Source organism: Streptomyces sp. NPDC032745, from assembly GCF_055579465.1.
Map to the genome: position 1 here is coordinate 12,646 of NZ_JBVING010000002.1, position 13,652 is coordinate 26,297.

Sequence of the window (13,652 nt, forward strand, 5' to 3'; positions counted from 1 at the left end):
CCGCATGTCAATAACCAGATAGTTACTTGCTAGGCTTCGCCCCATGGCACGGGATTCCAGCGCGACCAAGGCACGCCTGCTCGACGCGGCCTTCTCCGAATTCGCCGCGTACGGCATCGCCGGCGCGCGGGTCGACCGCATCGCCGAGGCTGCGCAGGCGAACAAGCGGCTCATCTACGTCTACTACGGCAACAAGGAGCAGCTTTTCGACGCCGTGCTCCGTCGGGCGCTGGAGACGGGTTCGGAGTCCGTCCCGTTCAGCGCCGACGACCTGCCGGGGTACGCGGGCGCCGTCTTCGACCACCTCGTCGCGCAGCCGTCCCTGATGCGGCTCGTGGTGTGGAAGCAGCTGGAGCGGCCCGGCGTCACGGACACGGAGGCGGAGTCCTACCGCGGCAAGATCGCGGTGGTGGAGGAGGCTCAGCAGGCGGGGCGCGTCGACGCCGCGCTGGACGCCGCGGATGTCCTCACGCTCGTGATGGGCCTGTCCCAGGCCTGGTTCGGCGCAGTGGGCGGGCCGGCTGCGGGCGGCTCGGGCACCGGCTGGGCGCCGGAGCGGCTGGCCCGGCACCGCGCGGCGGTGGTCGAGGCCGTACGCCGCATCACGGCGCCGCCGCGGGACCCGGCCTAGGGCCTGTCTGACAAATGATCTTGGGTGGGTGCACGGAGCCAGAGAATGAGTGAGGCGAGGTGGACTCCGGCTTTGTAGCGGTCGGCGAATTTGTCGAAGCGGGTGGCGATCGCGCGGAACTGTTTGAGGCGGTTGAAGCAGCGTTCGACCACATTGCGCGCCTTGTAGAGCTCTCGGTCGAAGGCCGGCGGCCTGCCACCGGTCTGTCCGCGCCGCAGGCGGTTGGCCTTCTGATCCGCCCGCTCCGCGATCACCGCCCGGATACCCCTGCGCCGCAGGGACTGGCGGATCGCCCGGGACGCATACGCCTTGTCCGCGATGACCGCGCCGGGCCTGCGGCGGGGTCGTCCGGCGCCGGCCCGGGGCACCCTCAGCCCCTCCGGGACGGCGTCGAAGACGGTGGAATCGTTGACGTTGCCGGATGTGACGACGACGCCAGGGGCAGGCCGCGGCCATCGCAGGCGAGATGGACCTTGGTGCTCAGCCCACCGCGGGACCGACCGAGCGCCTTGCCAGCCCTCGCGCGTGCCGGATCTTCCAGTTCGTCCCCCGCCGCCGCCCCCTTTTGCGGGCTCCGGCGGCGTGCTGGTGGGCTCGGTGGATCGTGGAGTCGACCGACACCGTCCACTCCACGGTTCCGACGGAGTCGTCCCGGACCTGGACCTGCTTGAGCAGGTCGGCCCAGGTGCCGTCCGCCTCCCAGCGGGCGAACCACTCATAGACCGTCTGCCACGGCCCATAGCGTTCCGGCAGGTCACGCCACGGCGCACCGGTCCGCAACCGCCACAACACCCCGTTGATCACCTGCCGGTGATCCCGCCACGGACGCCCTCGCCCATCAACACCCGGCAGCAGAGGCGCTATCCGCGCCCATGCCGCATCCGTCAGCTCACCACGACCCACCACAAGATCAATTATCGGCGGCGCCAGGGCCCGCCGCTGCTGAAGGCCGCCCGGCCGCCGAGGGCCCACCGGCCGCGACCGTGCATCATGTCGCCATGATCCAGAACGATCGGCACGCGCCCGAGGCGCTCCCGCAGCATCCGGACGTCACCGAGGCGATCGTCCGGGAGCGACGCCTCCACGACCCCTCCGTCCGCCTCTCCGGCCCCCTCGCCGAAGCCCTCTTCGACCCCGATTTCATCGAGGTCGGCGCCTCCGGGCGGCGGTGGACGCATGCGGAGATGGTCGCCGCCCTGCCCACGCTCCACGGCGGCGCCGAGAACAGCACCCCCATCACCGCAGAGCACTTCGAGGGTACGGTCCTCGCCCCCGGGATCGTTCACCTCACCTACGAGACCCGCATCGAGGACCGACAGGCCCGCCGTTCGTCGATCTGGCGCCGCGACGCCGCCGGGGAATTCCGGCTCTACTACCACCAGGCCACGCCGGTGCCGGACGGGACGGCCCGGCCGTAGGGTCCGCCCTGGGGCCTGTCTGCCCCTTCCCTTCGGGTCCGGCTCGCCCGGCCTGATCCGACGCGAATTGTCAGACAGGCCCTAGCGGGCCCATGCCCGTCGCGGCGGCCCCGGGTGCCGTCCGGAGCCGGCTCCGGATCGCGGTGGGCGGCCTTCGCGCGACCGGAGTCGGCCGGTGGGCCCGTCGGCGCGCCGTTCCACCGGAACTCCCCGCCCGGACGGGAGCCACCCCGGCCCCTGCGCACCGCCGACGGCCCCCGCCCCGCAACGAGTCCATCCGTGCAGTGGCGTTGCCCGACCGCGCGGTCGGCTCCGCCCCCGGGGGCGGAGGAACGCCGCGCGTACCCGGCCGTGCCGACGGCGGGGTGCTGCCGGGCGCCCTACGGGGCGGGCGCCTGCGGCGGTGTCAGGATCATGCCGATCAGGTGGTCGAGGGCCGCCTCCGCGCCCGGGGCTTCCGGCAGCGCCTCGGGGGCCGTGTCGGGGGCGGTCCGGCGCAGTTCCAGCCAGCCGAGGTAGGCGGCGTACCCGGCGAGGGCGCGGTGGCGGGACTCCTGCGCCCCGAAGCCCAGTCCCCCGAAGATCTCGGCCAGGAAGTCGAGCCGGGTCCGGGTGACCCGGGCGACGACCTCGGCGACCGCCGGGTGCGCGGTGTGCGCGACGAGGGCCGGTTCCAGCCCGGCGATCTCCTCGGTGCCGAGCGCGACCGCGAACAGTGCCCGCGCCCGCTTCCACGGATCGCCCTCCTGCCGGACAGCGGTGATGACCTCCGCGGTGGCGTGCCGCTCCCACGCCTCCAGGGCCGCCACGAGCAGCGCCTCCCGGTTCTCGAAGTGCCAGTAGAAACTGCCGCGCGAGACCGCGAGTTCGCGGGCCAGTACGTCCACCGCCACCGCAGACAGCCCGCCCCGGGCCAACGCGCGCAGCGCCGCCATCGTCCAGTCGTCCTTGGTGACTCTCCCCTTGGCCATGTTCCGTACAGTACTGTACGGAACATCCATACAGAGGTGTATGGAACTGGGGAGAGGGGTGACGGCATGAGCGCCATGACCAGAGGTGCCGGTACGGCGGAAGACGGGAACGCGGAGGTCCGTACGGAGCGGGCGGGGGCCTCGGTACGCGCTGCGGCGGCGGCCGCGGCCGGGGGGCTGCTCGCGGCGGGGGCCCTGCACGCGGTGTGGGTGTTCTCCCCGTGGCCGCTGGGCTCCCGGGCCGAATTCGCGGCCGTGGTGGTCGGCGTGGAGGAGGCACAGCTGCCGTCCGCGCCGCTGACGCTCGCCGTGGCGGGCCTGCTGGGCGCCGCCGCCGGGCTGGTGGTGACCGGCGCCCGGCCGACGGGCCGGTTCGGCCGGTCGCGGCCCGTGCGGGCCGGGCTGTGGGCGGTGTCCGGAGTACTGGCGGTACGCGGGCTCGGCGGTCTGGCGGCTTCGGGGCTCGGCCTGGGATCCGCGCCGCCCGAGTTCCGCCACTGGGACCTGCTGCTGTACTCCCCGCTGTGCGTCGCACTGGGCGGGCTCACCGGCTACGTGGCCCTGCGCACCCGGCGCCGTCGCACCTGACGGGGGACCGCCCCCGCCACGAACGGCCTGTGGGCAGAGCCTGCCACGTCCGGCAGGACCTGCCCGCGGCCCACACGGCAGCGCCGGTCAGCGCACCGGCCTCAGGCGGCCGACGCGGCCGTGGTCCTGGCTCGGGCGAGGATGGTTTCCGTGTCCACGCCCGTCGGGAGGGTGCCGTACGCACCGCCGTGCTCGCCGCCCAGGCGGGAGGCGCAGAAGGCCTCGGCCACCGCCCCCGGGGCGTGGCGCAGCAGCAGCGACGCCTGGAAGACCAGGGCCATCGTCTCCGTGAGCCGCCGGGCCCTGTACTCGGCTTCGACGGTGTCGGCCAGCTGCTTCTGGAGACCGGCCACCGCCGCGTCCAGATACCGGTCGGCGCCGGCCGCCCGACCGACCTCCTCGAAGAAGGCCTCGACCGTCTCGGGCTGCCGGGCCATGGCCCGCAGCGAGTCCAGGGCGGCGACGTTGCCGGAGCCCTCCCAGATCGACGACAGAGGGGCCTCCCGGTAGAGCCGCGGCATGCCGGAGTCCTCGATGTACCCGTTGCCGCCCAGGCATTCGAGGGCTTCGGCGGCATGCCCGGGGGCGCGCTTGCAGACCCAGTACTTGGTGACGGCCAGCCCCAGCCGGCGCAGCAGCGCCTCGTCCTGGTTGCCCTGGGCGACCCGGTCCGTGGCGCCCGCGAGGCGCAGGGCGACGGCGGTCGCCGCCTCGGATTCGAGGGCGAGGTCCGCGAGGACGTTGCGCATCAGGGGCTGGTCGATCAGCGCCTTGCCGAACGCCCGCCGGTGGGTGGCGTGGTGGACGGCGCGGATGACTCCGAGCCGCATGCCGGACGCCCCGCCGAGCACGCAGTCGAGGCGGGTCATGTTGACCATCTCGATGATGGTCGCGACGCCGCGCCCCTCCTCCCCCACCAGCCAGCCGAAGGCCTCGTCGTACTCGATCTCGGCGGAGGCGTTGGACCGGTTGCCGAGCTTGTCCTTGAGCCGCTGCAGCAGCAGGCGGTTCCGGCTGCCGTCCGGCAGCACCCGCGGCAGCAGGAAGCAGGTCAGCCCTCCCGGAGCCTGCGCCAGGGTCAGGAAGACGTCCGACATGGGCGCGGAGGTGAACCACTTGTGCCCGGTCAGCCGGTAAGTGCCGTCCGGGGCCGGGACCGCCGTCGTGGTGTTGGCGCGTACGTCGGAGCCGCCCTGCTTCTCGGTCATCGACATGCCCGCGATCAGGCCCTGCTTGGTGTCCGGCCGGCGGAGTCCGAAGTCGTACGTGCGGGAGGCGAGCAGCGGCTCCAGCCACCCGGCGAGGTCCGGGGTCGTGCGCAGCGCGGGTACCGCGGCGTAGGTCATGGACACCGGGCAGGAGTGGCCCGCCTCGACCTGGCCCCAGACGAGGAACTTCGCGGCCCGCGCGACATGCGCTCCGGCCCGGTCGTCCGCCCAGGGCGCGGCGTGCAGCCCGTGGGAGACGGCGGTGCCCATCAGCTCGTGCCAGTACGGGTGGAACTCCACCTCGTCGACGCGGTGGCCGTAGCGGTCGTGGGTGCGCAGCACCGGCGGGTTCTCGTTGACCACGCGGCCCCACTCCGCGGCCTGTTCGGTACCGGCGAGGGCGCCGAGGCGGTGGATCTCGGGTAGCGCCCATGCGGCGCCCTCGCGGGCGACCGCCTCCAGCAGTGCCGGGTCGGCGGCCGCGTCGTAACCGTGGTGCGGGGGCACCTGGTTGGTGACCTCATGCGTCTGCGGCATCGTGTCCTCCAAGGGCACGCAGGGTGAAGGTGATCAGGCCGGGGATGACGTCCCCGGGGGCCGCGTCCCCGTCGGCCAGCGGGCCGACGAGTGCTTCGGCGATTGCGCCGACCAGTGCGGCAGCAGTCAACTCGGGCGATTGCGGCGGGAGTTCTCCGGAGGCCACGCCCGCGGCGATCTGTTCGGCGTACACGTCGCGGAACGCCCGGCGGAAGACGAGGCGTTCGGTGTCGACGGCGGGGTCTGCGGGCTCCGCGAGCAGGGCGAAGGCCCGGCGCGGCGCCTGCAGCGCACGGTACGCGAAGGTCTCGACGGCGGCGGCCACCCGCTGCGCCGCGCCGCCCGGGCGGTCCGTCGCAGCGGCCACCGCCTCCAGCTCGCGGGCCACCAAGGTCCGGAAGAGGGCGGCGGCCAGCTCGGACTTCCCGGAGAACGACTGGTACACGCTGCCGGTGGAGATTCCGGCTTCGGCCGCGATCGCGGCGACCGAGCAGCCGCTGTAGCCCTCACGCGAGAGCAGGTGAACGGCGGCCTCGAGCACCTGGTCGCGCCGGGCGTCGAGGCGGGCCTGTACGGCTGGGGGGCGACGGTAGGGCATGGAAGAATTGAAGCACCGATTCACTGCTTCACGCCAGACCCGGCCGCCTCAGGGAGGAGGACAGCCGGGCGTCGCGGGCCGGGCGGGGTACGGAGGAGAGGCTCTACGAGGAGAGGGTCGCCGGGGTGGGGCCGTCGGGGCGGACGGTGATGCTGTACGCGGCCTTCGTGGGGACGGAGTGGAACGCCGGGACGTGGGCGGGCAGCAGGTGTTCGAGGAGGACGGTCGACTCGCGGAGGGCGAACTGCAGGCCGAGGCAGGCGCGCGGGCCGATGCCGAAGGGGAGATAGGCGCCGGGGTGGGTCGGGCGGCCGTCCGGGTTGGTGAAGCGACGGGGGTCGAAGTGCTCGGGGTCCGGCCACAGTTCGGGGTCGCGGTGCGTGAGGTACGGGCAGACCACCACGTCGGAGCCCGCTTCGACGGCGTAGCCGGCCAGGGTGTCCTCCTCGGCGGCGTACCGGGGCAGGATCCAGGCGGACGGGTAGAGCCGGAGGGTCTCGTGGACCAGGGCCTGGACGGCCCGGCGGCGTTCCGCCGAGCCCGGGGCGCCTGCGGCGAGGGCCTGTTCGCGGGCCGCAGGGTGGCGGTCGAGAAGCAGGTAGAGCCAGGTCAGGGTGGTGGCGGTGGTTTCGTGGCCGGCGACGAGCAGCGTGATCAGCTCGTCGCGGATCAGGCGGTCGGTGTACTCGGGGCGCTCGGCGGCCGCGCCGAGCAGGATGTGCAGGAGGCCCGGGCCGTCGGGCCCGGCATCGCCGCCGCGGGCCGCCCCGATGGCGTGGTGCGCGACGGCGTCGATCCTGGCGAGGTCCCCGGCGACGGCGTCCCGGGCGTCGCCGGCGTCGGCCGGCAGCGTCGGCAGGGCGGCCACCACGGTGGCCACGGAGTTCAGTTCGCGCTCGGTGGCGGCGTCGAGGGGATGCCCGGTGAGGGAGCGCCAGATGGTGTCCAGGGCGAAGCTGCGCATCTCCCGGCCGACGTCGAGCGTCTGCCCGGTCCGGGCGTACCCGGCCCAGCGCTCGGCGGTGACCCGGGCCGCCTCCGTGATCCGCTGCTCGTAGCGGCGCATCCCGGTACCGGTGAACTGGGACTGCAGCAGGCGCCGTTGGCGCTTCCAGGCTTCGCCGGTGGCGGCGAGCACGCCGTCACCGATCAGCAGGCGGGCGCGGTGGGAGCGCTTGACGTACCGGTCCGGGTGCAGGGCCAGCACGTGCTGGACCGCCTGGGGGTCGGTGACCAGGACGGTGGGGTCCGGGCCGAGGCGGAACGCGCCGACGCCGCCGAGCCGTTCGCGCACCACGGTCAGCAGATCGACCAGTTCGGCCCGGTCGGAGCGCCACTGCTCCACGAGGCCGGAATCCAGCTCGGGGACCGGCCGACCCGTGCGGGAGGCGTACGGGCGAGGGTCGAAGCCGGCTTCGGTGGCCACGGGTCTTCTCCTGTTCGACCGCTGGTCCTGGTCCCTGACGCAGTGTTGGCATCACGGACTGTACGCGAGCGGACGTGCCCCGTGACAGCCCGCCGCCGAAGCCGGCACCGGCCCGGCCCGGCCCGGCATACGGTTCAGCGCATGATCCGCGGCAGGCGCAGGCTCAGCAGCACCGTCAGAGCGACCATGCCGAGCTGCACCAGCAGCGTGACGGCGAGCGCGTCCCGCATGCCCATCGTCGGGGCGAGCGCCAGGAAGAGGCTGCCCAGGGTCGCGACGCCGAGGGCGAGCGCGGACTGCTGGGTGGTGATCATGACCCCGCCGCCCACACCGGCCCGGTCGGCCGGTACGTCCGAGAGCATCAGCCGCATCAGCACCGGCAGTTGGAGCCCCTGGCCGAGACCGGCGACGGCCACGCCCGGAGCGAGTGCGCCGATCCCGAGGTCCGGCCAGCCGCGCAGGAACGCGAGGAGGATCAGGGCGACGCCGACGGCCTGGAGGACGCCGCCCGCGGTGACGACCCGGCTGCCGAACCGGCCGACCAGCCGCGGCCCGGCGAGGGAAGCCGCGAAGAAGGCCAGCGCCATCGGCACGAGCGCGAGCCCCGCCGCCACCGGCCCCATGCTCAGGCCCTGCTGCAGCACCACCGCGATGACGAACATGAATCCGCTGAAGCCGATCGAGAACGGCACCACCAGGACCAGCCCCCGCCGCAGCGACTGCAGGCGCAGCAGGCTCGGCGGCACGAGCGGGGTGCGTCCGAGCCGGTCGGCGCGGCGCTCGGTCAGGTAGAAGGCCGTGGCGGCGAACGGGAAGACCGCGAGCGACACCCACGTCCACAGCGGCCAGCCGGCGGCCCGGCCCTCGGTCAGCGGCAGCAGCAGGGACATCAGGGACAGGCCGAGCAGCAGCGTCCCCGGGACGTCGACCGAGGCCGGGCGGTCCGAGCGGGTCTCCGGAACGGCCCGGACGGCGAGCACCAGCCCGAGGATCACCACCGGCACGTTGACCAGGAACACCGAGCGCCAGCCGGAGCCGGCGACGTCGGCGGCGACCAGGACGCCGCCCAGGATCTGCCCGGCGACCATGGACAGCCCGGCGGTGGCCCCGTACAGGCTCATCGCCCGCGCCCGGCGCGGGCCCTGCGTGGTGGCCTGGATGGTGGCCAGCACCTGCGGGAGCATCAGCGCGGCCGCCGCGCCCTGTGCCACGCGCGCCCCGACCAGGGTCCAGGCCGTGGGTGCGACGCCGCAGGCGAGCGAGGTGACGCCGAAGGCCGCCATGCCGATCAGGAAGAGCCGGCGCCGTCCGGCCATGTCGCCGAGGCGGCCGCCGAGGACGAGGAGGACGGCGTACGCGACGCCGTAGCCGCCGACGATCAGTTCCAGCGTGGCGGGGCCGGCCGCGAGGTCGCTGTCGATGGCGGGCAGCGCCACGTTGACGATGAAGAAGTCGATCAGGGGCAGGGCCGCGCCCAGCAGCACGGTGAACAGCCCGAGCGGGCCGATCGCCGCGGGGGCGGGCCCAGGGGCCGGACCGGAGGCCGGGCGGCCCGTCGGGGCGGACGGGGAGGGGCGGGGGGTGCGTACGGTTGCTTCACTCACACCGAAACGATCGCCCTCCACTCAGCCTGGTACCAGAGTCTCCTTATCCTGGTACCAGGAGTACCTGGCAACGGGATGGGCGGTGCGGCACCCTGGTTCCATGACCACTGTGGCCCCGGAAAGCGACGTACGCCGGCACGAGCTGGCCGAATTCCTGCGCAGCCGCCGGGAACGGATCACCCCCGAGCAGGTGGGGCTGCCGCGCGGGCGCCGCCGGCGCACCCCGGGGCTGCGCCGCGAGGAGGTCGCGCAGCTCTCCGCCGTCGGTGTCACCTGGTACACCTGGCTGGAGCAGGCCCGCGAGATCCAGGTCTCCCCGCAGGTCCTGGACGCGCTGGCGCGCGCCCTGCTGCTGGACTCCAGTGAGCGTATGCACCTGTTCGCGCTGGCCGGCAGCCTCGATCCGGCCCCGCACGCGCCGTGCCCGAGCGTGACCCCGGCACTGCGGGCGATGCTCGACCGGCTCGGGCCGATCCCGGCATGCATCCAGAACAGCCGGTACGACATCCTCGCGTACAACGCGACGTACGGACGGCTGCTGTGCGACCTGGACGCGCTGCCGCCCGAGGACCGCAACTGCCTGTGGCTGGCCTTCACCAACGCGGACTGGCGGGCCTCCTTCGTCGACGTCGGCGAGGTGAACCGCAACATCGCCGCGAAATTCCGGGCGGCCATGGCGGAGCACCTCGCCGAGCCGGCCTGGAAGGCCCTGCTGGCGCGGCTGGAGGCGGAGTCGGCGGAGTTCCGGGAGGTGTGGGCCCGGCACGAGGTGGTGGGCCAGGGCGGCAGGACGAAGTACATCCGCAATGCGCACGTCGGTCTGCTGCACCTGGAGCACACCAATCTGTGGCTCGGGCCGGCGGCGGGCCCCCGGCTGGTGACGATGGTGCCGGTCGACGAGGAGAGCCGCGCCCGCCTGGAGCAGCTGGAACACCTCGAGCCCGCCATGGCCTGAGGCACCCCGCCGGCCCCGGCGCCCGCGGCTACGGCTGCTCGGCCAGCCCCTCCGGCAGCCGGCCCGTGTGGACCACGCCGAGGGTCTGGGTGGCCCGGGTCAGGGCGACATAGAGGTCGCTCGGCTCGTGGTCCGCGGGCTCCACGACGATCACCGAGTCGAACTCCAGCCCCTTGGCCTGGCGCGGGTCCAGCAGGACGACGGTACGGGTCAGGTCCGGCTCCCCGCCCGCCCGTACGCCGGGCAGCCCGGCCGCCAGCGCCTCGTGGAGCGGACGCGGGGCGATCACGGCCAGCCGGCCGCCCCGGCCCTCGGCCGGGGCGCCGCTGCGCACCGCTTCCGAGACCGTGCGGGCGAGGTCGTCCGTCGCCCGCACCCAGGGCCGCTGCCCCGTGGAGCGCACCGAGCTCGGCGGCTCGAATCCGGGGTGGCGGGCCCGGAGCACGGCGGCCGCGACGTCCATGATCTCCGCGGGCGTACGGTAGTTGACGCCGAGGCGCACCAGCTCGAAGCGGTCCCCGACGTACGGGTCCAGGATCCGCTTCCACGATCCACAGCCGGCCTCGTCGCCGGTCTGGGCCGGGTCGCCCACCAGCGTCATGGAGCGGGTGGGGCAGCGCCGCATCAGCAACCGCCAGGCCATCTCGGACAGTTCCTGCGCCTCGTCCACGATGACGTGCCCGAAGGTCCAGGTGCGGTCGGCGGCGGCCCGCTCGGCCGCACTGCGGTGGTCGGCCTCCTCGTGCCGCTCCGCCATCCGCTCGGCGTCGATGATGTCGTGCGCGGCGAGGAACTCGTTCTCCATGTCCTCGAACTCGTAACTCTCGGACCCCTGCGACAGGTCCAGGACGCCCTGCGCGTACGCGATGCGCTCCTGCCGCTCCCGCTCCTCGGCGGCGCGCTGTGCGCTGTCGTCCACGCCGAGCAGCTCGGCGGCCTCGTCCAGCAGCGGGATGTCGGCGGGCGTCCAGTCGTCCGCCGTGCGCCGGATCAGCTCGGCTTCGTGGGCGGGGAGATGGGTGGGATCGGCGAGGAAGCCGGCGATCAGCTGCCGGGGCGTGAGGGGCGGCCAGAGGCCGTCGATCGCGGCGTGCACCTCGGCGCTGGTGGCGATCTCCTTGCCGAGCTGTGCGATGTCGTCGGGTCCCAGCAGGTTGGGGCCGCCGTACGGATCCGCGCCGAGCCGGTCGGCGAGCTGCTCCGTGAGTGCGTCGATGACGCGGAACGCGAAGTACGGGCGGGCCAGGTTGTGGGGCAGCCCGGTGGCGCGCGCCCGGTCCCGGGCCTCGTGCGCCATGGTCCGGTCCAGCAGCAGGGTGCCGTAGTCGTCGTGGTCGATCTCCACGGCCGGTTCCGGGAGCACCGCGCTGTCCTCGCCGCTGCCCGCGGGTACGGTCTCCGGCAGCGCCTGCCGGTCGCGTACGACGCGCGCGAGGACCTCGGCCATCTCCGCGCGGCCCTTCACGGCGGCGGCGCCGGGCCGGTCGGTTCCGGACGCCCGGACGCCGGGGAACAGCTCGCCGAGGGTGGCGAGCAGGACGCCGGTCTCGCCGAGGGCGGGCAGCACCTCGCCGATGTAGCCGAGGAACGCCGGGTTGGGGCCGACGATCAGCACGCCGCGCTTGGCGAGCAGCTCCCGGTGCTCGTAGAGGAGGTAGGCGGCCCGGTGCAGGGCGACGGCCGTCTTCCCGGTTCCCGGGCCGCCCTCCACCACGAGTACCCCGTGGTGGGGCGAGCGGATGATGTGGTCCTGCTCGGCCTGGATGGTCTGCACGATGTCGTGCATGCGGCCCGTGCGGGCGGCGTCGAGCGCGGCGAGCAGGACGGCGTCCGCGTCGGCCCCCTCGTGGCCCGTGCGCTCGGTGTCGGCGAGGTCGAGGATCTCGTCGTGGAGGGCGGTGACCTCCCGTCCGCGGGTGGTGATGTGGCGGCGTCGGCGCAGGCCCATGGGGAAGTGCCCGGTGGCGAGGTAGAACGGGCGTGCGACCTCGGCCCGCCAGTCGAGGACGAGGGGCGTGCGGTCGGCGTCGTCCTGCCTGATTCCGATACGGCCGATGTGGTGGTCCTCTCCGCCGGAGAACTCGAGCCGGCCGAAACACAGACCGTTCTCGCCCGCGTTCAGTGCGGAAAGCAGACCGGACTGCTCGGCGACGAGAACATCCCGCTCCAGGCGCGCCTGAAGCCCGCTCCCCGTCGCGGCCAGTGCCCGCTGGACGGCATGTTCGGCCTGGTCACGCAGGTCGTCGAGGCGCGCATAGAGCTCGTCGATGAATTGCTGCTCATTACGGAATTCCACGGTTGACAATTCCACTCCCGACCCGATATGATGTCCTCGTAAAGCTTCTTCACGCGCTGCCATCATCAGGGCGTGAAACATCAAATATACGCAGTCGAATACCCCGACCGTCAATTGGTCCCGGGGTATTTTTCGTTTTGCGGGGAGCTGCCGGTGTCGGGGGGATGCCCTGGCGCGGCGGACGGCCGCATGTCACCCGGACGGCTCACCCGTCAGGCTTTCGGCGCCGTGCACTGCTTTGGTGGACACAAGAGCTGTCCACCACATGGAGCACTCTCATGTATGAAATGCAGGTCGGTGAGGCGGCCACAGGGCCTGGCCTCGTATGGCACGTCGTCGCCCGTGACCGCCGGGCCACCCTGTGCGGCCGCCCCCTCCAGCCGGGCGGCAACGCCGAAACGGACCACCACTGCGGGCCATGCATGACGGCCTTCCAAAACGTCATGCGGGAAGGCTCCGCCGAGTCCTGACAGTGGGGGTGATCAACCGCCTACAACCACGCTTCCGCCGGCGGCGCCGGACCGATGGGAGGTCCACGCGCCGGCGGCGGAGGCATCTCCGGTGAACGCCTCGCCCCTGACATCCCAAAGCAATCCTTATGGATACGCAGCTCTGCTACGGTGTCTGCTTATGGATAGGGCGGCGCCGCAGCCGAAGGGCCGCCCGAGCTGCTCAGGGGTGCCGCCATGAAGACGATCGGACTGCTCGGAGGAATGAGCTGGGAGTCGACCGCCGAGTACTACCGGCTGTTGAACGAGCTCACCCGTGAGCGGCTCGGGGGGCTGCATTCGGCCCGCTGCGTGCTGTACTCGGTGGACTTCGCGGAGATCGAGCAGCTGCAGGCCGAGGGGCGGTGGGCGGAGGCCGGCGAGGTGCTGGCCGCAGCGGCCCAGCGGCTGGAAGCCGCCGGTGCGGACCTGGTGCTCATCTGCACGAACACCATGCACAAGGTCGCCGACCGCGTCCAGGCGGGCATCTCGGTCCCCCTGCTGCACCTCGCCGACGCCACCGCCGAAGCCGTGAAGGCGGCGGGCCTGAGCCGGGTCGGCCTCCTGGGAACCGCGTTCACGATGGAGCAGGACTTCTACCGTGGCCGACTCGCGGCGGGCGGACTCGAGGTGTGCGTCCCGGACGCCGGCGGGCGTGCGCTCGTGCACCGGGTGATCTACGAGGAGCTGTGCCTGGGCCTCGTCCGCGAGGAGTCGCGAGCCGCCTACCAGCAGGTCATCAAGGAACTCGTGGCCGCCGGCGCCCAGGGGATCATCCTGGGCTGCACCGAGATCGAGCTGCTCATCGACGCCGAGCACAGCCCCGTACCGGTCTTCCCCACCGCCCGGATCCACGCCGAAGCCGCCGTCGAGGCGGCGCTGTCGACCCCTCGGCCATCGGCTTGACGGCGACCGGTCCGCCGTGGGCCATA

The 13,652-nt window shown here is 73.2% G+C and carries 12 protein-coding genes and 1 pseudogene; 6 read left to right on the forward strand and 7 right to left on the reverse strand.

Annotated elements, in window-relative coordinates:
• Positions 1-43 precede the first annotated feature (43 nt).
• On the forward strand, positions 44-631 hold the full coding sequence (locus ACZ5WG_RS04450) for a TetR/AcrR family transcriptional regulator (protein ID WP_468720562.1): 588 nt from the start codon (positions 44-46) through the stop codon (positions 629-631).
• Here ACZ5WG_RS04450 and ACZ5WG_RS04455 read toward each other — a convergent pair.
• Positions 628-1,537 (reverse strand): annotated as a pseudogene (locus tag ACZ5WG_RS04455) (IS5 family transposase). The gene ACZ5WG_RS04450 and the pseudogene ACZ5WG_RS04455 sit on opposite strands and share 4 nt — an antisense overlap.
• A 92-nt stretch (positions 1,538-1,629) precedes the next feature.
• Between ACZ5WG_RS04455 and ACZ5WG_RS04460 the strand changes: the two are divergent.
• Positions 1,630-2,049 carry a nuclear transport factor 2 family protein gene (locus tag ACZ5WG_RS04460; protein WP_468720564.1) on the forward strand — a complete coding sequence of 140 codons (420 nt, stop codon included), beginning with the start codon at positions 1,630-1,632 and terminating at the stop codon, positions 2,047-2,049.
• 380 nt (positions 2,050-2,429) lie between these two features.
• Here ACZ5WG_RS04460 and ACZ5WG_RS04465 read toward each other — a convergent pair whose 3' ends face one another.
• Positions 2,430-3,020 carry a TetR/AcrR family transcriptional regulator gene (locus ACZ5WG_RS04465; protein ID WP_468720566.1) on the reverse strand — a complete coding sequence of 197 codons (591 nt, stop codon included), beginning with the start codon at positions 3,018-3,020 and terminating at the stop codon, positions 2,430-2,432.
• 66 nt (positions 3,021-3,086) lie between these two features.
• On the opposite strand from ACZ5WG_RS04465, the gene ACZ5WG_RS04470 reads away from it, so the two are divergent.
• Complete coding sequence (locus tag ACZ5WG_RS04470; protein WP_468720567.1) at positions 3,087-3,608, forward strand: DUF3995 domain-containing protein; 522 nt, start codon at positions 3,087-3,089, stop codon at positions 3,606-3,608.
• 101 nt (positions 3,609-3,709) lie between these two features.
• On the opposite strand, the gene ACZ5WG_RS04475 is transcribed toward ACZ5WG_RS04470, so the two are convergent.
• The 4 genes from ACZ5WG_RS04475 to ACZ5WG_RS04490 all read right to left on the reverse strand — a co-directional run bounded on the left by ACZ5WG_RS04475 (position 3,710) and on the right by ACZ5WG_RS04490 (position 8,981).
• A complete protein-coding gene (locus ACZ5WG_RS04475; protein ID WP_468720568.1) occupies positions 3,710-5,353 on the reverse strand; it encodes an isovaleryl-CoA dehydrogenase in 1,644 nt (547 codons plus the stop codon).
• Positions 5,337-5,951 carry a TetR/AcrR family transcriptional regulator gene (locus ACZ5WG_RS04480; RefSeq protein WP_468720569.1) on the reverse strand — a complete coding sequence of 205 codons (615 nt, stop codon included), beginning with the start codon at positions 5,949-5,951 and terminating at the stop codon, positions 5,337-5,339. Before ACZ5WG_RS04480 ends, ACZ5WG_RS04475 begins: the two co-directional genes overlap by 17 nt.
• 103 nt (positions 5,952-6,054) lie before the next feature.
• Positions 6,055-7,377 carry a cytochrome P450 gene (locus ACZ5WG_RS04485; protein WP_468720570.1) on the reverse strand — a complete coding sequence of 441 codons (1,323 nt, stop codon included), beginning with the start codon at positions 7,375-7,377 and terminating at the stop codon, positions 6,055-6,057.
• Between the two features lie 134 nt (positions 7,378-7,511).
• Positions 7,512-8,981: an MFS transporter gene (locus tag ACZ5WG_RS04490; protein ID WP_468720572.1), complete on the reverse strand. Its 1,470-nt coding sequence runs from the start codon at positions 8,979-8,981 to the stop codon at positions 7,512-7,514.
• Positions 8,982-9,081: 100 nt separating this feature from the next.
• Here ACZ5WG_RS04490 and ACZ5WG_RS04495 point away from each other — a divergent pair, with 100 nt between their 5' ends.
• Entirely contained in the window at positions 9,082-9,936 is an 855-nt protein-coding gene (locus ACZ5WG_RS04495; RefSeq protein WP_468720574.1) for an MmyB family transcriptional regulator, read from the forward strand.
• Positions 9,937-9,964: 28 nt separating this feature from the next.
• Here the strand turns inward: ACZ5WG_RS04495 and ACZ5WG_RS04500 are convergent, their stop codons facing one another.
• Entirely contained in the window at positions 9,965-12,295 is a 2,331-nt protein-coding gene (locus ACZ5WG_RS04500) for a HelD family protein (protein WP_468721424.1), read from the reverse strand.
• 215 nt (positions 12,296-12,510) lie between these two features.
• Between ACZ5WG_RS04500 and ACZ5WG_RS04505 the strand changes: the two genes are divergently transcribed.
• Both ACZ5WG_RS04505 and ACZ5WG_RS04510 read left to right on the forward strand, forming a co-directional pair.
• On the forward strand, positions 12,511-12,702 hold the full coding sequence (locus ACZ5WG_RS04505; protein ID WP_053787543.1) for a hypothetical protein: 192 nt from the start codon (positions 12,511-12,513) through the stop codon (positions 12,700-12,702).
• Positions 12,703-12,918: 216 nt separating this feature from the next.
• Positions 12,919-13,626 carry an aspartate/glutamate racemase family protein gene (locus tag ACZ5WG_RS04510; RefSeq protein ID WP_468720576.1) on the forward strand — a complete coding sequence of 236 codons (708 nt, stop codon included), beginning with the start codon at positions 12,919-12,921 and terminating at the stop codon, positions 13,624-13,626.
• The last annotated feature ends 26 nt before the right edge of the window (positions 13,627-13,652 follow it).

Bases quoted from the DNA above. Each gene is read 5' to 3' on its own strand.
- ACZ5WG_RS04500 (WP_468721424.1), bottom strand. From the start codon at position 12,295: ATGGCAGCGCGTGAAGAAGCTTTACGAGGACATCATATCGGGTCGGGA.
- ACZ5WG_RS04505 (WP_053787543.1), top strand. From the start codon at position 12,511: ATGTATGAAATGCAGGTCGGTGAGGCGGCCACAGGGCCTGGCCTCGTA.
- ACZ5WG_RS04480 (WP_468720569.1), bottom strand. From the start codon at position 5,951: ATGCCCTACCGTCGCCCCCCAGCCGTACAGGCCCGCCTCGACGCCCGG.
- ACZ5WG_RS04495 (WP_468720574.1), top strand. From the start codon at position 9,082: ATGACCACTGTGGCCCCGGAAAGCGACGTACGCCGGCACGAGCTGGCC.
- ACZ5WG_RS04475 (WP_468720568.1), bottom strand. From the start codon at position 5,353: ATGCCGCAGACGCATGAGGTCACCAACCAGGTGCCCCCGCACCACGGT.
- ACZ5WG_RS04470 (WP_468720567.1), top strand. From the start codon at position 3,087: ATGAGCGCCATGACCAGAGGTGCCGGTACGGCGGAAGACGGGAACGCG.
- ACZ5WG_RS04510 (WP_468720576.1), top strand. From the start codon at position 12,919: ATGAAGACGATCGGACTGCTCGGAGGAATGAGCTGGGAGTCGACCGCC.
- ACZ5WG_RS04465 (WP_468720566.1), bottom strand. From the start codon at position 3,020: ATGGCCAAGGGGAGAGTCACCAAGGACGACTGGACGATGGCGGCGCTG.
- ACZ5WG_RS04460 (WP_468720564.1), top strand. From the start codon at position 1,630: ATGATCCAGAACGATCGGCACGCGCCCGAGGCGCTCCCGCAGCATCCG.
- ACZ5WG_RS04450 (WP_468720562.1), top strand. From the start codon at position 44: ATGGCACGGGATTCCAGCGCGACCAAGGCACGCCTGCTCGACGCGGCC.